17 protein-coding genes are annotated in these 21,142 nt (G+C 66.1%); 8 read left to right on the top strand and 9 right to left on the bottom strand.

From position 1 onward, the window contains the following. Positions 1-16 precede the first annotated feature (16 nt). The 3 genes from scpA to chrA are packed head-to-tail and all read right to left on the bottom strand — an operon-like array spanning position 17 to position 4,235. On the bottom strand, positions 17-2,173 hold the full coding sequence (gene scpA, locus ACFQ00_RS03900; RefSeq protein ID WP_381486493.1) for a methylmalonyl-CoA mutase: 2,157 nt from the start codon (positions 2,171-2,173) through the stop codon (positions 17-19). Positions 2,174-2,198: 25 nt separating this feature from the next. After that, positions 2,199-2,897: a hypothetical protein gene (locus ACFQ00_RS03895; RefSeq protein WP_381486490.1), complete on the bottom strand. Its 699-nt coding sequence runs from the start codon at positions 2,895-2,897 to the stop codon at positions 2,199-2,201. A gap of 39 nt (positions 2,898-2,936) precedes the next feature. Further along, entirely contained in the window at positions 2,937-4,235 is a 1,299-nt protein-coding gene (chrA, locus tag ACFQ00_RS03890) for a chromate efflux transporter (RefSeq protein WP_381486487.1), read from the bottom strand. Positions 4,236-4,332: 97 nt separating this feature from the next. Here chrA and ACFQ00_RS03885 point away from each other — a divergent pair, with 97 nt between their 5' ends. Then, positions 4,333-5,403, top strand: coding sequence for a beta-N-acetylglucosaminidase domain-containing protein (locus tag ACFQ00_RS03885; RefSeq protein ID WP_381486485.1), 1,071 nt, complete (start codon positions 4,333-4,335; stop codon positions 5,401-5,403). A gap of 135 nt (positions 5,404-5,538) precedes the next feature. Here the strand turns inward: ACFQ00_RS03885 and ACFQ00_RS03880 are convergent, their stop codons facing one another. After that, entirely contained in the window at positions 5,539-6,486 is a 948-nt protein-coding gene (locus ACFQ00_RS03880) for a GlxA family transcriptional regulator (protein ID WP_381486482.1), read from the bottom strand. 81 nt (positions 6,487-6,567) lie between these two features. Between ACFQ00_RS03880 and ACFQ00_RS03875 the strand changes: the two genes are divergently transcribed. Next, positions 6,568-7,251 carry a DJ-1/PfpI family protein gene (locus tag ACFQ00_RS03875; protein ID WP_381486475.1) on the top strand — a complete coding sequence of 228 codons (684 nt, stop codon included), beginning with the start codon at positions 6,568-6,570 and terminating at the stop codon, positions 7,249-7,251. Positions 7,252-7,305: 54 nt separating this feature from the next. Here ACFQ00_RS03875 and ACFQ00_RS03870 read toward each other — a convergent pair whose 3' ends face one another. Further along, on the bottom strand, positions 7,306-8,133 hold the full coding sequence (locus tag ACFQ00_RS03870) for an alpha/beta fold hydrolase (protein WP_381486472.1): 828 nt from the start codon (positions 8,131-8,133) through the stop codon (positions 7,306-7,308). A 114-nt stretch (positions 8,134-8,247) separates the two neighbouring features. On the opposite strand from ACFQ00_RS03870, the gene ACFQ00_RS03865 reads away from it, so the two are divergent. Then, the gene (locus ACFQ00_RS03865; RefSeq protein WP_381486469.1) at positions 8,248-9,219 is read left to right on the top strand and encodes a GlxA family transcriptional regulator; all 972 of its coding nucleotides are present in this window, start codon (positions 8,248-8,250) and stop codon (positions 9,217-9,219) included. On the opposite strand, the gene ACFQ00_RS03860 is transcribed toward ACFQ00_RS03865, so the two are convergent. After that, positions 9,216-10,553: a peptide MFS transporter gene (locus ACFQ00_RS03860; RefSeq protein WP_381486466.1), complete on the bottom strand. Its 1,338-nt coding sequence runs from the start codon at positions 10,551-10,553 to the stop codon at positions 9,216-9,218. The genes ACFQ00_RS03865 and ACFQ00_RS03860 overlap by 4 nt on opposite strands. Before the next feature lie 63 nt (positions 10,554-10,616). Here ACFQ00_RS03860 and ACFQ00_RS03855 point away from each other — a divergent pair, with 63 nt between their 5' ends. Then, positions 10,617-12,368, top strand: coding sequence for a DUF885 domain-containing protein (locus tag ACFQ00_RS03855; RefSeq protein WP_381486464.1), 1,752 nt, complete (start codon positions 10,617-10,619; stop codon positions 12,366-12,368). A gap of 139 nt (positions 12,369-12,507) precedes the next feature. On the opposite strand, the gene ACFQ00_RS03850 is transcribed toward ACFQ00_RS03855, so the two are convergent. Beyond that, on the bottom strand, positions 12,508-14,136 hold the full coding sequence (locus ACFQ00_RS03850; protein ID WP_381486461.1) for a hypothetical protein: 1,629 nt from the start codon (positions 14,134-14,136) through the stop codon (positions 12,508-12,510). 481 nt (positions 14,137-14,617) lie between these two features. On the opposite strand from ACFQ00_RS03850, the gene ACFQ00_RS03845 reads away from it, so the two are divergent. Then, a complete protein-coding gene (locus tag ACFQ00_RS03845) occupies positions 14,618-14,908 on the top strand; it encodes a PilZ domain-containing protein (protein WP_381486458.1) in 291 nt (96 codons plus the stop codon). 4 nt (positions 14,909-14,912) lie between these two features. On the opposite strand, the gene ACFQ00_RS03840 is transcribed toward ACFQ00_RS03845, so the two are convergent. Both ACFQ00_RS03840 and ACFQ00_RS03835 read right to left on the bottom strand, forming a co-directional pair. Next, positions 14,913-15,989 carry a potassium channel family protein gene (locus ACFQ00_RS03840; protein ID WP_381486455.1) on the bottom strand — a complete coding sequence of 359 codons (1,077 nt, stop codon included), beginning with the start codon at positions 15,987-15,989 and terminating at the stop codon, positions 14,913-14,915. Further along, entirely contained in the window at positions 15,986-17,137 is a 1,152-nt protein-coding gene (locus tag ACFQ00_RS03835) for a glycosyltransferase family 4 protein (RefSeq protein WP_381486452.1), read from the bottom strand. The genes ACFQ00_RS03840 and ACFQ00_RS03835 overlap by 4 nt, the downstream gene beginning before the upstream one ends. 110 nt (positions 17,138-17,247) lie before the next feature. Here ACFQ00_RS03835 and ACFQ00_RS03830 point away from each other — a divergent pair, with 110 nt between their 5' ends. The 3 genes from ACFQ00_RS03830 to ACFQ00_RS03820 all read left to right on the top strand — a co-directional run bounded on the left by ACFQ00_RS03830 (position 17,248) and on the right by ACFQ00_RS03820 (position 21,091). Continuing rightward, positions 17,248-18,993, top strand: a complete 1,746-nt coding sequence (locus tag ACFQ00_RS03830) for a hypothetical protein (protein ID WP_381486449.1) — start codon at positions 17,248-17,250, stop codon at positions 18,991-18,993. A 71-nt stretch (positions 18,994-19,064) separates the two neighbouring features. Continuing rightward, positions 19,065-19,718, top strand: a complete 654-nt coding sequence (locus tag ACFQ00_RS03825) for a TetR/AcrR family transcriptional regulator (RefSeq protein ID WP_381486446.1) — start codon at positions 19,065-19,067, stop codon at positions 19,716-19,718. Further along, entirely contained in the window at positions 19,715-21,091 is a 1,377-nt protein-coding gene (locus tag ACFQ00_RS03820) for a protein adenylyltransferase SelO family protein (RefSeq protein WP_381486443.1), read from the top strand. The genes ACFQ00_RS03825 and ACFQ00_RS03820 overlap by 4 nt, the downstream gene beginning before the upstream one ends. Positions 21,092-21,142: the final 51 nt, after the last annotated feature.

Here is a 21,142-nt window from a genome sequence, read left to right as displayed (position 1 = left end):
GTGCCCGCGGGCGCAGCTACTCCGCCGCTTCAGCAAGCCCTGCAGGCGGCATGTTGTGGCCGAGCAGGCGCAGCACGTCCGCCGCGCATTCCACGACATTCGTGCCCGGGCCGTAGATGCCCTGCACGCCCGCATCGCGCAGGAAATCATAGTCCTGCGGCGGGATGACGCCGCCCGCGATCACCTTGATGTCGCTGCGGCCCTGCTCGCGCAGGCCGCGGATGAGTTCGGGGATCAAAGTCTTGTGACCGGCGGCGAGCGACGAGGCGCCGACGACGTCGACACTGGTTTCGAGCGCGAGCACAACGGTTTCCTCGGGCGTCTGGAAGAGCGGCCCGGAGACCACGTCGAAACCCATGTCGCCGAAGGCCGACGCGATGACATTGGCGCCGCGGTCATGGCCATCCTGGCCCATTTTGGCGACGAGCAATTTTGGCTTGCGGCCGAGGCGGCGCTCGACGGCCTTGACGCCATCCACCACTTGCTCCCAACGCGGATCGCCTAGGTACGGCGCGGCGTAGACGCCCTTCACCGGCGTCGGCACGGTGCCGTAGCGCTGGAAACTCTCCTCCATCGCCGACGAGATTTCGCCGAGCGTGGCGCGGGCGCGCGCGGCATCCACGGCGAGGGCGAGCAGGTTGTTTTCGATGCTGGAGGGTTTGGCCGCACCATCGCGGAGCGCTTCGAGCGCGGCGCGGCAGACGGCCTCGTCGCGCGCGGCCTTCACGGCGTTGATGCGCGCGATCTGGGCTTCGCGGACCTTGGTGTTGTCGACCTCGAGCGTTTCCAGCAGGTCTTCGTTCGCAAGGCGGTATTTGTTGACGCCGACGATCACGTCCTCGGCGCGGTCGACACGCGCCTGCCGCGCGGCGGCGGCTTCCTCGATCATCGCCTTCGGCCAGCCCGCCGCCACGGCCTTCGCCATGCCGCCTTCGGACTCGACACGCTCGATGATCTCCCACGCCTGATCGACGAGTTCCTGCGTCAGCGCTTCCACGTAGTAGGAGCCGCCGAGCGGATCGACGACCTTGGTCATCCCCGTCTCTTCCTGGATGACGATCTGCGTGTTGCGCGCGATGCGGGCGGAGAAGTCGGTGGGGAGCGCGATCGCCTCGTCGAGCGCGTTGGTGTGCAGCGACTGCGTGCCGCCAAGCATCGCGGCCATCGCCTCGATCGTGGTGCGGATCACGTTGTTGTAGGGATCCTGCTCGGTGAGCGACACGCCCGAGGTCTGGCAGTGCGTACGCAGCATCTTGGAGCGCTCGTCCTTGGCGCCGAGGTTCGTCATCACGCGGTGCCAGAGCACACGCGCGGCGCGGAGCTTCGCAACTTCCATGAAGAAGTTCATGCCGATCGCGAAGAAGAACGACAGGCGGCCCGCGAACTTGTCGATGTCGAGGCCCGAGGCGACGCCGTAGCGCACGTATTCGGCGCCGTCGGCGATGGTGAAGGCAAGCTCCTGCACCTGCGTCGCACCGGCTTCCTGCATGTGGTAGCCGGAGATCGAGATGGAGTTGAACTTCGGCATCTCCCGCGACGTGTAGCCGAAGATGTCGGAGATGATCCGCATCGAGGGCTCGGGCGGGTAGATGTAGGTGTTGCGGACCATGAACTCCTTGAGGATGTCGTTCTGAATGGTCCCGTCGAGGAGCCTCCGGTCGACGCCCTGCTCCTCGCCCGCGACGATGAAGAACGACAGGATCGGGATCACCGCGCCGTTCATGGTCATCGACACGGACATCTGATCGAGCGGGATGCCGTCGAACAGGATCTTCATGTCCTCGACCGAGTCGATCGCAACGCCCGCCTTGCCGACATCGCCGACAACGCGCGGGTGATCCGAATCATAACCGCGGTGCGTGGCGAGATCGAAGGCCACCGAAAGCCCCTTCTGCCCGGCGGCGAGGTTGCGGCGGTAGAAGGCGTTCGATTCCTCGGCGGTGGAGAAACCTGCGTACTGGCGGATGGTCCACGGGCGGCCCGCGTACATGGAACCGCGCACGCCGCGCGTGAACGGCGCGAAGCCGGGCAGGCCGGGATCGACGGTGACGTCTTCGGCCGTGTAGAGCGGCTTCACGGTGATGCCCTCAGGCGTCTCCCAAGCGAGGCTCTTGCCCTTCACTTCCTTGTCGGCGAGCGCCTTCCAGGCGTCCAGCGTCGGCTTGTCCGTCATAACCTCTCCGTAATCCCTGTCCGGCTCAGGACAGCGTGACGTCTGTCACGCGCGCGGAAGCGCCGCCCTTGCCATCGGCTTCAAATCGGACTGTCACGGTCGCGCGGCGACCGCAAGCCACAAAGTCCCACGCCTCGCTCCAGCCGCCCGCGAAGCGCGTGCCGAACTGCATGGGCGAAAGATCGCCGTCCGTCGCGGCGATCCGCGTCTGACGCATCCCGACGCTCGTCACTTCACACGACGGCTGCTGCTGCTTCGCGCGGTCGTAGGCGGCCTTGGCAGCGAGCTTGCTCGTCTCGCGCATCTGGCTCGGCGTCGAGATCGCCTCGCCGCGATTGACGACGAGGAGGAGGTTCTCGCCGCCCGTCTCGGCGATGTAGAGGTAACGGAGCAGCGGCGTTTCGGCGCAATCGGTGCGCGCGTAGAACGTCCACGCGCCGACGAACGCGCCCGCCTTCAGCCCTTCGCTGACCAGCCGGTCGGCAGTTGCGGGCTGGAGACCGTAGGGCTCGGTGCGGGTAAGCGTCTTGCAGGCCTGCGTGGTGGTGGACCAGCGGGCGCGGTCGAGCACATCCTTGGCAAGCGCGTCGAGATCGGGCGTGCGCGCCGCGGCGGCACCTTCCTTCGCGGCGAACCATTCGGCGGGAATGCCCGGCACTTCCGCCGCCTGCTGCGCGGCTGCAGGTGCGGCGAGCAGCAGAATGAAAGGGATCAGGCTGCGCATGTCCCGCGCTATATCGCCGCCGGGTGGCGGGGTCGATTCCTAAAGCACGGCCTGAACGGCGAGCCCGAGGCCGATGCCGATCAGCAACAGCCAGCCGATGCCGACCTTCCAGCGCCACGCGATGACACCGAGCAGCGCGGTGAGCGCGAGCGCCGCGACATCGAGGCTCGCCCAGTCCGGCAGCGCAGCGTCGAACGGCCCCGCATCGAGACGCACGGTGCGCGCGAACAGGAAATGCACGCCGAACCAGATGCCGAGATTGGCGATGACGCCGACCACCGCCGCCGTGATCGCCGCGAGCGCGCTTGCAAGCGCACGGTTGCCGCGCAGGCGTTCGACATAGGGCGCACCCGCGAAAATCCAGAGGAAACAGGGCGCGAATGTCACCCATGTCGTCAGCAGCGCGCCGAGGATTCCCGCGCCGATCGAACCGCCGCCTTCGCGCCACGCCGCAACGAAGCCGACGAACTGCGTGACGAGAATGAGCGGGCCGGGCGTGGTTTCGGCAAGGCCGAGCGCATCCATCATTTCGCCGGGGCGCATCCAGCCGAAACTGCCGACGACGACGTCGGTCATGTAGGAGAGCACCGCATAAGCGCCGCCGAAAGTGATGACCGCAAGCCAGGAGAAGAAGCGCGCGATCTCCGCATAGACGCTGCCCGGCAGCAGGAGCCACAGGAGACCAAGCGGCGCGAGCCAGAGGACGGCAAGGCTGAGGATCGCAAACGGCGAGCTGCGGCGCGGGGTCTCATCGAGCGCGGCATCGCCGGGCGCGCGCGCGAACAGCGTCGAGCCACGCCGCCCCGCCATGTAGCCGATCAGCCCCGCCGCGAGCACGACGACCGGAAACGGCACGCCGAACAGGAACAGCGCTGCAAACGCCAGCACGGCGAGCAGCCGGGCAACGCCCGAACCGAGCGCGCGGCGGCCGACGCGTTCCAGTGCCTCGGCAACGACGACCAACACCGCCGCCTTGAGACCGAACAGCAGCCCTTCCACCGCGGGGACCTGCCCCAGCGTCACGTAGAGCACCGAGAGACCGAGCATGACGAGCATCCCCGGCAGGATGAACAGCAGCCCCGCGACGAGCCCGCCGCGCACGCCGTGCAGCAGCCAGCCCACATAGGTTGCGAGCTGCTGCGCTTCCGGCCCGGGCAGCAACATGCAGAAGTTGAGCGCGTGCAGGAATTGCGCCTCGCCCACCCATTTCCGTTCGTCGACAAGCACGCGGTGCATCAGCGCGATCTGCGCCGCCGGACCGCCGAACGACAGAATCCCGATCCGTGCCCATACGCGCGCGGCATCAGCGAACGGAACGGAGGGGGCAGACACATACATGATACATACGATCCTTTTATGATACATGTGTTGCACAGAGCGCTTCCGCTTTCAATCCTGTTCCGACGCCTTGCGAAAGCCGCTACACGGTCCCGCCATGACTGGAACGACACCGCCGCTCGGCCTCATCGAAGGCTATTTCGGAGAGCCCTGGACATGGGCGGACCGGGCCCATGTGATGCGCAACCTCGCGCCGCACGGTTTCTCGTTCTTCATCTATGCGCCGAAGGCGGACGCCTATCTCCGGCGCCAGTGGCAGGAAGACCATCCTGCCGAGATGATGGAGGCGCTGGCGCGCTTCGCGGATACCTGCCGCGATGCGGGCGTCGCGTTCGGCATCGGACTCACGCCGTACGAGTTGCACAACGACTGGACGGGTGAAGGCAAGGCTGCGCTGACGGCACGGCTGAAGGCTCTGAACACGCTCCAGCCGGATATCGTCGCCATTCTGTTTGACGACATGCACGGCGACATTCCGGGCCTTGCCGAAACGCAGTCGGAAATCGTGCACCACGCCGCGAGCACCCTGCCTGCGCGCGTGCTGATGTGCCCGAGCTATTACAGCGACGACCCCGTGCTCGACCGCGTGTTCGGCGCGCGGCCCGCGAATTACCTCGAAGACCTCGGGAGGCTTCTCGATCCGGCGGTGGATGTGTTCTGGACCGGCGAGGAGGTCTGCAGCCGCGAGTTCACGTGCGGGCACCTCGACCGCGTCGGCGAAGCGCTTCGCAGGAAGCCCGTGCTCTGGGACAATTACCCCGTGAATGACGGCCCGCGCATGTCGCGCTTCCTGCACCTGCGCGCCTTCACGGGGCGGCACGGCATTGCGGAAAGCATCGCAGGACACGCGATCAACCCCGCGCTACAGCCGTGGCTGACGCTCGCGCCCGCGATGACGCTCGCGATGAGCTATGCCAAGGGCGACATGTATCGCTATGCCGCAGCGTTCCTCGAAGCCGCGCGGCAATGCTACGGCAGCGACCTCGCCGTCGCGCTGGAAACCGATCTGCTGACGCTGAACGACAGCGGCCTTGACCGCATACCCGGTGAGCGCTGCACGTCCCTGCGCGCGAAATACAAGGCGTTCGACCACCCGGCGGCGGACGAGGTCGCGCGCTTTCTGGAAGGCGGCTACATGATCACCGGCGAGGCCGTACAGACACAGTAGGACCTGATCGACATTCAGCCCTGACGGTCTGCAAATGGCAGCTTTCCGTGCTTCCGGTGCTCACGCACCTGTAGTGCGCTGCGCTCCGGGTCACAGAAATCCACCATTTTCGACACGTCATCTTCTGAATGTCGATCAGGTCCTAGCGTTCAGCGCCCGCCACGCGGCGGGCGAGAGGCCGAAGGCGCCGGAAAAGCTCTTCGTGAAATGCTCCGGCGAGGAGAAGCCGCACGCCGAGGCGGCGGTTTTTACCGGCGCCCCTTCGCCGAGCAGCGCGCGGGCGCGGTCCAGCCGCGCGGCGGTGACGAAGGCCGCCGGCGTTTTCCCCGTCGCTTCGCGGAAGTTGCGGTGAAAGCTGCGCGGTGTCTCGCGGACGCGCGCGGCGAGCGCTTCCACATCGAGCTTCCGATCGAGGTTCGCGGCGATGTAGCCGACGAGGTCGGCATAGCGTCCCGCAGCCGTCGTCTGCGCGCGTAGCAGCGGCGAATATTGAGACTGGTTGCCGGGGCGACGCACCGAAAGCACCAGCCGCCGCGCGATGGCGTTCGCAAGGCGCGGACCGTGATCGCGCTCCACCATCGCGAGCGCCATGTCGATGCCGGCCGTTACCCCCGCCGAGGTCCAGAGCGCGCCGTCTTCCACGAACATCGCGTCGGCATCGACCTCGGTGCCGGGGAAGCCTTCGGCTAGCAGGTGCGCACCGTTCCAGTGCGTGGCGACACGGTGGCCATCGGTGAGCCCCCACGCCGCGAGTGCGAACGCGCCCGAGCAGATCGAGCCGTAGCGGCGCGCCGTAGCGGCGGTGCGCCGGAACCATGCGCCCGTGCGCTCATCCTCCATCAGCGCGCGCAGGCCGGGGCCGTCGCCGCCGACCACGAGCACCGTGTCAACGGCATCGAACGCCGGCAACGCGAGCGTCGCGACGGCAACGCCGCAGCTCGACATCACCGCCCCACCCTCAGCCGACACCGTGACGACCTCGCCGCCGTTTCCGAGCCCCTCCGCAGCGCCGCCAAAGACGGCGGCAGGGCCTGAAAGGTCGAGCAACTGAAAGCCCGGGAAGACAAGGAGAACGGTCTGCATGGCAGGATTATATAGATGATTGTCATTTCCGCCAACCCGCCGATTGCCTAGGAGCATCCCGCCAACCCGAGGACACATGCCATGACTGAAACATTCGACATCGGCTTCCTGCTCTACCCAGAGCTGACCCAGCTCGACATGACCGGCCCCGCGCAGGTGCTGGCGCGAATGCCGGGCGCGAAGCTGCACTTCGTGTGGAAGGATCTGGAACTGATCCGCGACGATTGTGGACTCACCTTCCTGCCGACCGCGACCTTCGCGGACTGCCCGCAGCTCGACATGATCTGCGTACCGGGCGGCTATGGCTGCACAGCGATGATGCAGGATACGGCGGTGCTGGACTGGCTGCGGCGGCAGGCCGAGGGCGCGCGGTTCGTCACCAGTGTGTGCACCGGGTCGCTGATCCTCGCCGCTGCGGGGCTGATGACCGGCTACAAGGCGGGCTGCCACTGGGCGTGGCGCGAGCACCTGGCGGCGTTCGGTGCGATCCCGGTCGCGGAGCGCGTCGTCGAGGACCGCAACCGCATCTCTGGCGGCGGCGTCACCGCCGGGATCGATTTCGGCTTCCGCATCGTCGAAAAGCTGCACGGCCGGGATCTCGCCGAGATGATCCAGCTCGCGCTCGAATACGATCCCGCGCCGCTTGGCGGCGGCACGCCGGAGACGGCGCGCAAACCCATTCTGGACAAGACGCTGGCGGCGATGGCCGCCCGCGGCTTCGACCTTCGGCGCGCGGAAATATCCTCCCTCGCATCCGTGCGCTGAAAACAAAGGCGCCGGCGGACCCACCCGCCGGCGCCTGATCGTTTATGCTTCGGTTCAGCCCTTGATGAAGGCGAGAACGTCGGCGTTGAAGCGGTCGGCTTCCTGTTCCGAGATGCCGTGGCCGCTGCCTTCGTAGACCTTCAGCGTCGCTTTCGGCGCCAGTTTCGAGGAGAGCAGCGCCGAGGCGCCGATCGGCACGATCTGGTCGTCGTCCCCGTGGATGATGAGCGCAGGCACGTCGATCTTCTTCAGGTCTTCGGTGAAATCGCTTTCCGAGAAGGCCTTGATCGAGTCGAGCTGGCCCTTGAGGCCGCCCATCATGCCCTGCCGCCAGAAGTTCGCGCGGATGCCTTCGGACATCGTCACCCCTTCGCGGTTGAAGTTGTAGAAGGGGATCGTCGCATCCCAGAAGAACTGCGCGCGGTTGTCGAAGGTGTTCTTGCGGAAGGCATCGAACACTTCGAGCGGCAGGCCGCCGGGATTGGCCTCTGTCTTCAGCATCAGCGGCGGCACCGCGCCGAGCAGGACCACCTTCGCGACCCGGCCCGTGCCGTGGCGGCCGACGTAGCGGGTGACTTCGCCGCCGCCCGTCGAGTGGCCGATGAGGACGACGTTCCTGAGGTCGAGCTGTTCGATCAGCTCGGCGAGGTCGTCCGCATACTGATCCATCGTATTGTTCTGCCAGACCTGATCGGAGCGGCCATGGCTGCGGCGATCGTGGGCGATGACACGGTAGCCGGCGTTGGCGAAGAACACGAGCTGGGGATCCCATGCGTCGGCCGAAAGCGGCCAGCCGTGCGAGAAGACGATGGGCTGCGCGTCCTTCGAACCCCAATCCTTGTAGAAGATGCGGGTGCCGTCCTTTGTGGTGATGGTGCTCATGACAAGGTTCCTTCCTGAATGTCTGCCGCCGCGTTCGCGTCGGCTTCTGATGGACGTTCTACGCGGCGTGCGGCAGGGTGCGGATTGGCGGAACCGACATTGTAGGGGCCAAAAGTGACAAACGATCGCGCAGTCGCCGAAATCGGCATCGTTCTCTATCCGGGCGCGCAGCTCGGCATGATCCACGGCATGAGCGACCTGTTCTGGATCGCGGGCGAGCTTTCGGAAGCGCATGGCGGCGAGCGCCTGCGGGTGAGCCACTGGGAACGAGGCGATGATGGCTTCCGCCGCAGTTTCGATACGATGCCCGGCGCCGGTTCGTGCCCCGCCGTGCTCGTCGTGCCGGGCTCGCTGTCGAAGGTGCCCAGCCCGCAGGAAACCGAGCCCTATGCGCGCTGGCTGCTCGACCGGCACGCGCAGGGCGCGACGCTCGGCTCCGTCTGCGGCGGCGCGTTCATCCTTGCCGCGACCGGCCTGCTCGCCGGACGCCCGGCGACGACGCACTGGATGTTCGGCGAACCCTTCCAGCGCCGCTTCCCCGACGTGAAGCTCGATACCGACAAGATGATCGTGGAGGACGGCGACATCATTACAGCGGGCGGCCTGATGGCGTGGACCGATCTTGGCCTCCGCCTCGTCGACCGCTTCCTCGGGCCTTCGGTGATGCTGGAGACCGCGCAGTACCTGCTCGTCGACCCCGTGGGGCGCGAGCAGCGCCACTACAGCACGTGCGCGCCGCAATTGACGCACGGCGATGAGGCCATACTGAAGGTGCAGCACTGGCTGCAGGCCAAGGGCGGCCGCGACGTGAGCGTGACGGCGATGGCCGAACATGCCGGGATGGAGGAGCGCACCTTCCTGCGCCGCTTCCGGGGCGCGACGGGCATGAAGCCCACCGAATATTGCCAGCAGCTCCGCGTCGGCAAGGCGCGCGAATTGCTGGAGTTCTCGAAACGCCCCGTCGACCGGATCGCGTGGGAGGTCGGCTACGAGGACGCGGGCGCCTTCCGCAAGGTGTTCCAGAAACGCGTCGGCCTCACCCCCGGCGACTACCGCCGTCGCTTCGGCACTGCGGCTGCTGCCTAAGCCGCGAGGCGGCGGCCCATGAACAGCTTGAAGAGCAGGAACACCACGCCCGCGCCCGCCGCGAGCCCGGCATGGAGCAGCCAGAACTCGGTTGTCCGCATCGTTTCGTAGAAGCCGCCGATCCAGCCGACGAGCGCGTTGCCCGAGAAGAAGGCGAGATAATAGAGACCGATCACGGTCGCGTTGATCGCCCTCGGCGCGAGCTTCGCGAACAGCGCGAGGCTTACGGGCAACATGTGCGCGAAGCCGATGCTGTTGATGACATGGAAGGCGACGGGCCAGGCGAGGCCGATCTTCTGTCCGGCGCCCTGCGTTTCCGCCGCCATGTAGAGACAGAGCATCCCGCCGACCGAGAAGGCAGAACCGATGATGATCTTGGTGATCTCGTCCGGCTCCTTCCAGCGCTTGCCGTACCAGCGGTAGAAGAGTGCGACGAGCGCGAGGAAGCTGACGCTGACGATGGCGTCCAATGTGACAAGCCACGTTGTCGGCAGTTTCTCACCCATGAAATTTAAATCGAACTGCTGGTCGCCCCAGACGAGATAGGCGTTGAAGATCTGGTTGTTGGGCACGATCGCGACCGCGAGCACCGGGATCAGCAGCACGAGCGCGATCACCGCAGGCCAGTCTCCGGCCTCCAGCTTGGGCGCGGCTGCTGCGGCTTTGCCCTGCGGTTCGAAATGCTCGCGCGGCAGGTGCTTCTGCCCGGCGAGATAGATGGCGAGGCCGATGAGCATACCGACGCCCGCCGCGCCGAAGCCCCAGTGCCAGCCGACCGTTTCGCCGAGCGTGCCGACGATCAGCGGCGAGGCGATGACGCCCGCGTTGATGCCGAGATAGAAGATCTGGAAGGCGTCGGCGCGGCGGAGATCTGTGGGACCGTAGAGCGCGCCGACCTGGCTTGCGATATTGCCCTTGAACATGCCGCTGCCGAGCACGAGGCAGAGCAGCGCGAAGAGGAACGCCGCCTCGAACGCCATCAGGAAATGGCCGACCGCCATCGTGACCGCGCCGAGCAAGACGGTGCGTCTCTTGCCGAGGACGCGGTCGGCGAGGAAGCCGCCGAGGACGGGGGTGAGGTAGACGCTTGCGGCATAGGTACCGAAGATCGCCGAGGCGAGCGCCTGGCCTTCGATGCCGCCGAAAAGCGCGCTGAACGGCTTGAAGAGCGCGACGTTCTCGACATGGCCGGGAAGCAGCAGTTCCTTCGTCATGTAGAGCACGAGCAGCGCCTGCATCCCATAGAAGGAGAAGCGCTCCCACGCCTCCGTGAACGCGAGATAGCCGAGGCCGATGGGGTGGCCGAGGAAACGGCGGTCTTCCGATATCGTCATCTTGCGCTCCCCGGCAGCCGCCCTATCGTGCGACCGTATAACAATATCCTCAGGGAGACCCACATGAAACTCGGCCTCACGGCAATCGCCCTGTCGCTTGGCGCAACCGGGGCGTGGGCGGCGCCCGCCGACGACTTCGCGAAACTGCGCGACGACATCTGGCAGATGGCGCTCGCCGAGAACCCACGCCTTGCCACCAGCATCGGCGACCGGCGCGGCGATGGCAAGCTCGACGACATATCGCTCGCCGGATACGAACGCCGGGTCGCGGCGGACAAGGCCTTCCTGAAACGGCTGGAGGCGATTTCCATCGACGCGCTGCCGAAGGCAGACCGCATCGATTACCGCATCCTGAAACGCAGCCTTGAAAGCAGCATCTCGGGCGCCGCTTTCGGCCAGGAAGCGACCGTGCTCTTCACCAACCGCTACGGCTGGCATATGGCGTTCGCGGGTCTCGCCGACGAGTCCCCGTTCTTCAACACGGCGGACTATGAAAGCTACGTCGCCCGCCTCGAAGCCTACGGCAAGCAGAACGCCGACGGCATCGCCGTCACGCGCCGCGCCATCGCGGAGGGCTTCACGCAGCCGTGCGTGCCGATGGCGGGCTTCGAGAAGACGATCGAGGGACGCATCGCGCCGAGCGCCGCAGCAAGCAGCTTCATGTATCCGTTCCGCGCGAAACCCGCGACGATTTCCGACGGCGACTGGGCGGCGCTGAAAACGCGCGCGGCAAAGGCGGTGGACACGGTGGTGACGCCCGCCTACCGCGATTTCCTGAAGTTCTACACGGCCGAATACGCGCCCAAATGCCGCAAGAGTGTGGGCATTTCCGCGACAAAGAACGGCGCGGCCTATTACGCCTACCGCATCAACCAGCAGACGACGACGGACAGGACGGCCGAGGAGATCCACCAGCTCGGTCTCAGCGAAGTCGCGCGCATCCGCGCGGAGATGGATGCGGTCGTGCAGAAATCCGGATTCAAGGGCGCCCGCAAGGCCTACATCGCCATGCTGCGCACCGACCCGCAATATTACGCGAAAACCGGCGAAGAGCTGATGCTGCGCGCAGGCGCGCTTGCCAAGACGATCGACGGCCACTTGCCGAAACTGTTCGGCAAGCTGCCGCGCCTGCCCTACACGGTGCAGCCGATCCCGGACGATCAGGCGGCGGGCAATACCACCGCCTATTACGAGCCGGGCGCGATCGCCGCGGGCCGCGCCGGTGTCTACCGCGTCAACCTCACCGAACTCGATCAGCGCCCGCTGTTCGAGCTTCCCGCGCTCGGCGTGCATGAAGCGGTGCCGGGCCACCATCTGCAGATCGCGCTGCAGCAGGAACTCGACCTCCACGATTTCCGCAAGCACGGCGCGTTCTTCACCGCGTTCGTGGAAGGCTGGGGGCTTTATTCAGAGCGGCTCGGCATCGAGATGGGGCTTTACGACACACCCGAGAAGGACATGGGCCGCCTCTCCTACGAGATGTGGCGCGCGTGCCGCCTCGTCGTCGACACCGGCATCCACGCCAAGGGCTGGACGAAGCAGCAGGCGGTGGATTTCATGCTGGAGAACACGGCGCTCTCCGCAGCCAACGTCGATGCGGAAGTGAACCGCTACATCACATGGCCGGGACAGGCGCTCGCCTACAAGATCGGCGAACTCAAGTTCCGCGGGCTGCGCGCCCGCGCTGAAAAGGAACTCGGCGACAAATTCGACGTTCGCGCCTTCCACGACACGGTTCTGGAAAACGGCGCGGTGCCGCTCGACGTGCTGGAAGCCTATTTCAACGAATGGCTCGCGGCGCAGAAAGCCGCGTAACCCTGCCTTGGCAGGTTAGACCGCGATCGTTTCAGGCTTGTTCAGCCTGAAACGTGAATCGCTGTCCAAAGCTAATAATAGAGACTGATTCACGTTTGGGATGAAAGCGCACAGCGCTTCCATCCCAAACGATCAGGCTCTAGGCGCCAGACGTCGCCACCAGCCGCAGCCATGCAATGCTCCGCTCGCGCACGCTCGGCGCGAGTGGCAGCGGGTCGAAAATTCTCGCGGGCTTTTCGGCATAGCGGGGATCGGCCGCCACGACCTGGTTCCACGCCTCCCGCGCCTCTCCCATCCGCCCGCCGCGGGCAAGCGCCATCGCCATCATGGCGTGCTGCAGCGGCGGCCCGGCGGGCGACTGGAACTCCTCGGCGGCGGAGAGCGCGGTATCGGGATCATCACGCGCAACCGCCGCGAAGAACAACCCGGACTGCACCCATTGCGGCGGGTTGGCGTGGAGCGAAAGCGCCTTGCGCAGCACCGCCTCGCCATCGGCATCGCCCATCATGACCTTGAACATGCCAACCCCGGCCATGAATTCCGGATTGTTGCCGTTGTAGTAGACGACGCGGTCGGCTGCGGCGCGCGCCTGACGATCGAGCCCGAGATAGAGCGCCGTGCGCATCACCGAATATTGCGCACCCGGATCGTTCGGCTGCAGCGCGACCGATTTCAGCGCCTCGGCGTGCGCCGCGCTCAACTGATCAATGCGCTCCTGACCGGAGAGTTTCAGCGCATCCTGCGCCATGAACCACGACCGGGCGCCGTGCGCCATTGCCGATTTCGGATTCTCCGCCGCCCACGCTGCGACGCAGCCCCTTACGGCCGGTTCGTCTTCGGGCGGCATCATCCGCCAGTAGCTGCGAAGCGCGAGCCAGCAACCATAAGGCGTGTTGATATCGATATCGCGCTGATCGCCATCATTGTGGATGACGCCGGAAGGCTGCGCGAGCCGCGCGCTGACAGTCGCAGCGACCTCGTCGACATCGAACAGCCGACCTTCGATCGGCTCTCGCAGGCCCGAACGCGACCAGACCACGCGGCCGGTATCGAGGCTGGTGAGCGTGATGTTGATGCGCGTACCGCCGGGCACGGTGCGAAGCGTCGTATCGATCCGGTAGTCGGTGCCGGACGACAGCTTGCGCACGACATCGATCGCGGTGAAACGGTCCAGCCCTTCGCCAAGACTTGCGGTGAGATCAACCGCGGCGTTGCGCTGCGGCTGGGCCGGATCGAGCGCCGTCGCGGGGGCGAGATAGATCGTGGGGAAATTGCGAACGTGCCATGCATTCTCGTTTCCGCGCCACAACAAAAACGCGGCGAGCAGGGCCGCTGCCGCGATAGCGGCGAGCACTGCGTAACGCCGCATTTCCGTTTTCGGTTCGGAAATTTTGGCAACGATCGGCGCAGGCGTTTCACCGATGAATTCAACGGCGTAGCCGCCGCTCGGCACACGGATCTGCACACCGCCCACGGGTGCCGTCTGCGCGTAGTGCGCATCGAGCAATTTGCGCAGCCGCGCGACCTGAACGCGCGGGTAGGAATCGGTTTGCGGATCAAAATCGGATTCGCGCCCGAGCGCCTCGACCGCGATGGCATAGGATTTCAGTGTATCGCCGCGTCCCGCGAGCGTTTCGGTGACAAGGAAGTGCAGCAATCGCCGCATCACCGGCGATCGCTGGAATGCCGGATCCGACTCGATCGCATCGAGCTCCGTGTCCACCTTCCGCCGCAAGACGTCAGCCGGATGGATCGGGTCGTGGTGCATCAGTAGACCTCCCTCCCCCGTGCGACCGTTCCCTTGATGCGGTCGTTCACCAGATCGTTACGAACTAGAAACGTCCTAATATTCCGTTAAAGACGCAGGTGCCTGAATTCGCGGGAAAGTTGAGAGCTCCGCTAACTCCATCTGTAACAGTTACAAGCTGCCACCTGCCACTCGTGACGATACGGTCACCAAAGCGAGGCCCTAGGCCAAATCTATCGCAAGGCGAGAGTCCGGCAACCGGTTTTTACTCCCCCTCGACCCGCGCATCCGCTCTCCTCCAGCGTACGAAAGAAAAGCACCAACACTCTTGGCCGTGATCCTGTTCCTCTCATCGATCACGGTCACACCCCGGCGGCGGCGGCTGCGTCCTCCGAAGTCGCCGCCGCAAACCGGCCGGAGGGGCCGCGAGACGGGGTCCGTGTTGGTAACGAAGACAAAAACAGGGTTGCACCAAAGTTGCATCACGTGGGGGAGAGCTGGAATGATTGACGACAGCGAAGGCGATGCGCGCGGACGGGTTTCTACCCGCATGTCCGGGGCGATCACGGTCGGCCGCAGACGCAGCACGGTTGCTGTCCGCAACATTTCGCTCGGTGGCGCGATGATCGAGCTGCCGTCCCCGCCCGAGGAAGGCACGCGCATCCGCTTCGAAACCGAGACCACCGGCAAGATCGATGCGCGCGTCGTTTGGGTGATCGGTAACCGATGCGGCCTCGTATTCGAACGCACAGCCCAAAAGTCGGCCCAGAAGGCGGCGGCGGCAACCGCCTGAAGCTTCAGGCAGCCAGCGGAACGATTTCGAGGATGATGTCGCCGGCAGCGATGCTTGCCGCGCCGGGCTCCCAGAAACCGATCGCCTGATCGCCGCGAATGATGCGCACCGCGAGACCGCCCTTGCAGGAGGCGAGCGGCTTTCCGATTTCATCGGCGTGCGCCGGCCGCTCGACGAGTTGCACGCGCCCGTCCGCCGTTACGAGATCGGTGATGTAGTCGACGACATGGCTGCCGCCCGCCGCGCGCGCGAGCAGATGCCCGCCGAGCGTGACCGGGTTGATCACGGTGTCGGCGCCCGCCTTCCTGACGAGATCCTCATTGTCTTCGGACTTGATGATCGCGCTGATCCGCACGTTCGGATTGAGCTGGCGCGCGGTGAGCACGAGCAGCGCACTCGTATCGTCGCGGCCGCCACAGGCGATGAAGCTCTCCGCCGCCTCGATGCGCGCGAGAGACTGGGTTTCGTTGCGCGTGGCATCCCCTTCGAGCCCCATGACACCCACGCCGAGCGCCGCTTCCACGCGCGCGGGCGACGGATCGATCACCACGATGCGCTGCGGATCGATACCGTTTGCCACGAGTTCCTCGACCGCGGCGGTGCCCGTGGTGCCGTAGCCGGCGACGATGTAGTGCTGCGTCAGGCGCGCACTGATGCTTTTCATGCGCCACTTCTCCCACATGTGCTGGACGAGGAATTGATACGCGGTGCCGAGGAACAGCAGCCACACGAACAGGCGGATGGGCGTCACCACCATCGCATCGAACAGGCGCGCGCGATCCGTGACGGGAACGATGTCGCCGAAGCCCGTGGTCGTTACGGTGACGGCGGTGAAATACACCGCGTCAACAAAGCTGATCTCGTTTTCGGGATCGTTCGCGTCGCGGTAGCCGCCGCGATCGAGCCAGTGACCGGCAAGCGCGATGCCGAGCAGCGCGAGAACGATACCGACACGCACCGCGAGGCTGCCGAGCGGTGAAAGCCTGGGTGGACGCCGCAGCCGACCGCCCTCTTCGCGGGCACGCGCCAGCAGGCTCGGCAGCGTCGGCCGCATGACGCGGCGAAACTCGCCGATCCTCACGCCGTCTCCATCGCGCGGGAATAAACCTCGCGGTAGCGCTCCACCATCACCGCCTCATCGTATTCCGCAACCACGCGCGCGCGGTTCGCGGCGCCGATCTCGGCGCGCAGCAGCGGATCGCCGATCATGCGCGCGAGCAGCCTGCCGAACACCATGTCGTCGTCAACGCGCGCGATCATAGGCCGGTTGCGTTCGGAAACGATGGCGCGGACGTCGCCTACATCCGTGGAGACCGCCGGAAGCCCCGCCGCCATCGCCTCGACGAGGCTCAAGGGGAACTGCTCGCTGTCCGACGACAGAGCGAAGATGTCGAAATGGCCGACGCAGGTTTCGGGCTTGCCGAGGAAACCGGGCATGAGCAGGCGGTCGGCGATGCCCGCGTCGGCTGCGGCAGCGAGGATCGCCTCGCGCTCCGGTCCCTCGCCGACGATGACGAGGCGCGCGGGGACGGAAACGATGCGTGTCGCAGCGGCGAAGGCGCGGACAAGGCGCGGCAGGTTCTTCACCTTGCGGAGACCCGCGAGCGTGCCGACGATGACCTCGCCCTCGCGCCGTTCGAAGCCCGGGATGCTGCCCGCGGGCGGCGGCGCGGCGAAGAGCGCGCTGTCGATGCCGTTCGGAATGCGGATCACGCGGCCGCGTGGCTGCTTCCACGGGCCGAGCGCGATCCGCTCCAGCACCTGCGACGGCACGACGAGCGCGGACGCCGAGGGCAGCGCGAGGCGACGGTAGAGCACGCGCGCGGGTTTCTGTCGAAGGGCTTCGTCGTCGTTGAACCCGTCCTCGTGGTGGACGAGCGGGCGATGCGCGAACAGGCGGTTTGCCATCAGGCCGTCGAGCGCGCCCCAGTTGTAGGTCAGCACGAGGTCATAATTGCCGCGTACGATGGCCGCGCCGATCGCCTTCAGCTTGCCGGGCGTGAGGCGTCCGGCGAGCGGTGGGAAATCGGTGAGCACGCGCGCATCGACGTGCGGGGCGATCTGGCGGGCGGCGCCGACGGCCGTCGGCACGGCGCTCACGATGTCGTGTGTGTAGGCATCGCCGAACGCATTCATCAGGCGCACGGCACGCGCTTCCTTGCCGCCGAGATCGAAGGTCGAGTGCAGGTGCAGCAGGCGCGGCCGGCTGGAAGGCGGCGTAAGAGACATGGTTTCGGCTTATAGCAGTGTTGAAACACCGATAAAGGCGTGACAAAGCGCGAGAAATTAACGATCACGCGGCATTCGTTGAACGTACACGAACAGGAAAACGGGGCGGCATGGGCGGCTTTTATCTGTGCCGAGTGACGGAAGGCGACGCCGACGACGCGCGCATCGCCGCCGCCGAGGCGCAATTCCGCCTGCACGGATTCACCCGGTTCACGCCGATCCGCAGCGCCGCGCACGCCGGCTTCCACGCCGCACCGATCCACGGCAGCCATGTCTGCGTGCACCGCGACGGCGAGGATTTCATCGCGGTCGCGGGGACGCTGATCCACGGCGGCAAGTTCGGCGAGGCGGCGCTCCGCGCGCTGCTTGGCGACTTCCGGTTCCCGTTCGAGGACTGGTCGAACACCACGGGCCAGTTCGCCGCCATAATCCACAAGGGCGGGCGGACCTTCGCGTTCACCGATTTCTTCGGCGCCTTTCAGCTCTTCCACGACGCGGACTGGGATGTCGTCTCGACGAGCTTCCTCGCCGCCGCGAAGAGCCTCGACCGCGTGACCTTCGATCCGCAGGGCGTCTACGAGTTCGCGTTCAACGTGTTTCCCACGGGCGACGACACCGTCGTGAGCGAGCTGAAGCGGCTGGGACCGGACGCGCAGATGGAGCTGGGCGCGAACACGGTGCGGGTGACCGTCTCGAAGCCGCTGCCCGAGCGCATCTCCTCGACGCCGATGGAGAAGCGCATCGCGGCGCAGGCCGAACGGCTGCGCGGCGCGGCGCGCATCTATGCCGAGGCGTTCGGCGACCGGATGCAGTGCCCGCTCTCCGGCGGACTCGACAGCCGCCTCGCGCTCGCGCTGCTGCGCGACGCGGGGGTCAGCCCGCAGGTATATGTCTACGGGAGCGCCGGCGACGGCGATGTCGAAGTGGCGCGGCACATTGCGGATCACGAACACTTCCGCTTCGAGCCGTTCGAGAAATCCGCGTTCGCGAGCATCACGCCCGACGACTTCCCGGCGATCGTCGCGCGCAACTTCCACGAGACGGACGCCCTCGTCACCGATGGCGGCCTGTTCGACAACGGCGGCAATGCCTTTGCGCGCCACCAACGGCAGGAAGGCGGCCAGCTCGCCGTTTCGGGCGGATGCGGCGAGGTGTTCCGCAACTTCTTTTACCTCCCCGACCGCGCGCTGACCGCCCGGCAGGTGATGGGCGCGTTCTTCGCGCGCTATACGCTGAACGACGTGACGGACACGTTCGATCCCGAAGGCTTCATCGACCGCCTGGAAGCGAAGGCGCTGAAGGCGATCGAAAAGCCGGGCGCGACGGGCAAGCTGCGCCGCACGCTGATCGAACAGCTCTACCCGCGGATGCGCTGCCGCGCCTTCTTCGGCCGCGAGATCAGCCTTGTCGGGCGGCAGGGCGCCTATTTCATGCCGTTCTTCGATCACGAGGTCGTCGCCGGCGCGCTGCAACTGCCGATCGCGTGGAAGAACGCGGGCCGCTTCGAAGCCGCGCTGCTGACGCACATCGACCCCGTCCTCGCCGCCTACCCTTCGGACTACGGCTACAGCTTCGACCGGCCGCCGACGCTCTCGCACCGCATGAACGAGCTCGGCACACGCGTGCGCCCGCCGTGGCTGCGTCAGCGCAGCTATGCCGTGCGCCGCCGCCTCGGGCCGATCCGCGACGAGCATGGCGGGCTGCTGACTCCCGCCTTCCTCGGCCGCGTCCTCGATCTGCATTTTCCGCACATGCAGCAATTTTTCAAAATGAAAGCTGTAAGCGACAGCGGGCTCTATCGCCGCATCGCGACGCTCGAATATCTGGCGCAGCACCTTGAGCGCCAGATCGCCTGAAGGAATCTTTTGACTCTCACTCAAAAGTTCCCATATCATCCATCTCGACTGTGGGAAGATACCGAGGGTTTATGGCGACGCGCTTAGCGGAAAGTCGTTCGCGGCGATACGATCCGGCGGAAACGCGCCAGCGCGTGCTGGAAGCGGCGAACCACCTGTTTTCAACGCAGGGCTTCGCGAAAACCGGCACCGCCGACATCGCCCGTGCCGCGGACGTTTCGGAAGGATCGATCTTCTATCACTTCGGCTCGAAGCGCAGCCTTCTGGAAGAGCTGGGCCGCATGTACGGCGAACGCATGTGCGCCGCGATGGAAGCGGGCGACAGGCTGGAAGACCTTGAGCCCGGCATCACCATCCAGCGCTGCTTCGATTACTGCACCACGCAGAAATCATGGGAAAACATCGTGAACGCCAACTGCGCAGGCACGGCGAGCCACGGCAAGATGGGGCTGAAATCGAACCCGGACGCCGAGCCCTTCTACCGCGCCTCGCACGAAGTCGTCGCGGCGTGGGTGGAAAACCAGTACCGCGCCATGGCGAAAAAATTCGATCTCACCGACGTCGATACGAAGATCGCCGCGGAGCTGACCTATTCCGCGGTCGGCGCCGCGCTCGACATCGCTTTCGCACCCGGCGCCGATGAGGCGCTGAGAAAGCGCGTGGAAGCGGAAACCATCCGGTACGTGCGCTGCGCCTGCGGGATGCCGCACCCGCGCGAGGCATGACGGGACGGTATCGTCCGGACCCCGCGATCCTCGAACTCGGCAGCGACTACTACGACCCCGTTCGGGCCGCGGACTTTCCGCAAACGATCCTGCGCTTCCGCAATCAGCACCATGCCGAAACGTTAGGACTCGGCGAGCTTTCCGATGAGGACTGGCTGCGCCACTTCGGCCGCTTCGCACCACTGCCGGGCAATCTGGAGCAGCCGCTGGCGCTGCGCTACCACGGCCACCAGTTCCGCACCTATAACCCCGAGATCGGCGACGGGCGCGGCTTCCTGTTCGCGCAGATGCGCGACGGCGAGGACCGGCTGCTCGACCTCGGCACCAAGGGATCGGGCCAGACCCCCTACAGCCGCTTCGGCGACGGACGGCTGACGCTGAAAGGCGGCATGCGCGAGGTGCTGGCGACCGAGATGCTGGAGGCGCTCGGCGTCTACACCTCGAAGAGCTTTTCGCTGATCGAGACCGGCGAGGCGCTGACGCGCGGCGACGAGCCCTCCCCCACCCGCTCTTCCGTGCTCGTCCGTCTCAGCCACAGCCATATCCGCTATGGCACGTTCCAGCGGCTCGCGTATCTGAAGCATCTGGAGGCGATACCGCCGCTCGTCGACTATTGCCTCCGCCATTTCGTCGGCGGCGCGCACGATGATCCCTATGCGGCGCTGATGGACCATGCCGTGGCGGGTGCGGCGCGGCTTGCGGCGAGCTGGCGCGCGGCCGGATTCGTGCACGGCGTGCTCAACACCGACAATATCAATGTCACCGCCGAGAGCTTCGACTACGGCCCGTGGCGCTTCGTACCGCGCTGGGACGACGGCTTCACCGCCGCCTATTTCGACCAGTTCGGCCTCTACAGCTTCGGACGGCAGGCCGAGGCGCTGCAATGGAACGTGCACCAACTCGCGATGGCGCTGCGCACGGTTGCGCCCGCCGAAAGCCTGATCCCGGCGCTGAAGACCTATCCCGAACGCTATGAGGCGGCGCTTGCCGAGCGTTACCTGTGGCGGCTCGGCGTGAAGCCGCTCGGCACGAAAGCGGATGAAGCGCTGGCACTTGCGATCGAGGCGGCGCTCGGCGCGAGCGATATCGAGCCCGACCGGTTCTGGTTCGACTGGCGCGGCGGGAGGCGGCGGGGGCCGAGTCCGGCGGATGCGGTGTACGAGAGCGATGCTTTCGCGGCGTTCCGCACGGCGGTTTCGGCGTACGAACCAGCCGCGGACATCTCCCACTCTTACTGGTCAGACGCCGAACCCTGCACGATGCTGATCGACGAGGTGGAAGCGATCTGGGCGCCGATCGACGCGGCCGACGACTGGGGCGCCTTCAACGCCAAGATCGCCGCTATCCGCCGGATGGGCGAGGCTTATGCATAGCCGTCATCCCGGCGCAGGCCGGGATCCATGCCAACACGGTTATGGATCCCG

It is taken from the genome of Sphingosinicella xenopeptidilytica, assembly GCF_042676985.1.
Lineage (GTDB): Bacteria > Pseudomonadota > Alphaproteobacteria > Sphingomonadales > Sphingomonadaceae > Sphingosinicella > Sphingosinicella xenopeptidilytica.
The sequence above is the reverse complement of the archived record's forward strand: the minus strand, read 5'-3'. Positions and strand labels throughout refer to the sequence as shown.

Bases quoted from the DNA above. Each gene is read 5' to 3' on its own strand.
- ACFQ00_RS03835 (WP_381486452.1), bottom strand. From the start codon at position 17,137: ATGTCTCTTACGCCGCCTTCCAGCCGGCCGCGCCTGCTGCACCTGCAC.
- chrA (WP_381486487.1), bottom strand. From the start codon at position 4,235: ATGTATGTGTCTGCCCCCTCCGTTCCGTTCGCTGATGCCGCGCGCGTA.
- ACFQ00_RS03855 (WP_381486464.1), top strand. From the start codon at position 10,617: ATGAAACTCGGCCTCACGGCAATCGCCCTGTCGCTTGGCGCAACCGGG.
- ACFQ00_RS03880 (WP_381486482.1), bottom strand. From the start codon at position 6,486: ATGCAGACCGTTCTCCTTGTCTTCCCGGGCTTTCAGTTGCTCGACCTT.
- ACFQ00_RS03820 (WP_381486443.1), top strand. From the start codon at position 19,715: ATGACGGGACGGTATCGTCCGGACCCCGCGATCCTCGAACTCGGCAGC.
- ACFQ00_RS03825 (WP_381486446.1), top strand. From the start codon at position 19,065: ATGGCGACGCGCTTAGCGGAAAGTCGTTCGCGGCGATACGATCCGGCG.
- ACFQ00_RS03845 (WP_381486458.1), top strand. From the start codon at position 14,618: ATGATTGACGACAGCGAAGGCGATGCGCGCGGACGGGTTTCTACCCGC.
- scpA (WP_381486493.1), bottom strand. From the start codon at position 2,173: ATGACGGACAAGCCGACGCTGGACGCCTGGAAGGCGCTCGCCGACAAG.
- ACFQ00_RS03870 (WP_381486472.1), bottom strand. From the start codon at position 8,133: ATGAGCACCATCACCACAAAGGACGGCACCCGCATCTTCTACAAGGAT.
- ACFQ00_RS03850 (WP_381486461.1), bottom strand. From the start codon at position 14,136: ATGCACCACGACCCGATCCATCCGGCTGACGTCTTGCGGCGGAAGGTG.
- ACFQ00_RS03875 (WP_381486475.1), top strand. From the start codon at position 6,568: ATGACTGAAACATTCGACATCGGCTTCCTGCTCTACCCAGAGCTGACC.
- ACFQ00_RS03895 (WP_381486490.1), bottom strand. From the start codon at position 2,897: ATGCGCAGCCTGATCCCTTTCATTCTGCTGCTCGCCGCACCTGCAGCC.
- ACFQ00_RS03860 (WP_381486466.1), bottom strand. From the start codon at position 10,553: ATGACGATATCGGAAGACCGCCGTTTCCTCGGCCACCCCATCGGCCTC.
- ACFQ00_RS03830 (WP_381486449.1), top strand. From the start codon at position 17,248: ATGGGCGGCTTTTATCTGTGCCGAGTGACGGAAGGCGACGCCGACGAC.
- ACFQ00_RS03885 (WP_381486485.1), top strand. From the start codon at position 4,333: ATGACTGGAACGACACCGCCGCTCGGCCTCATCGAAGGCTATTTCGGA.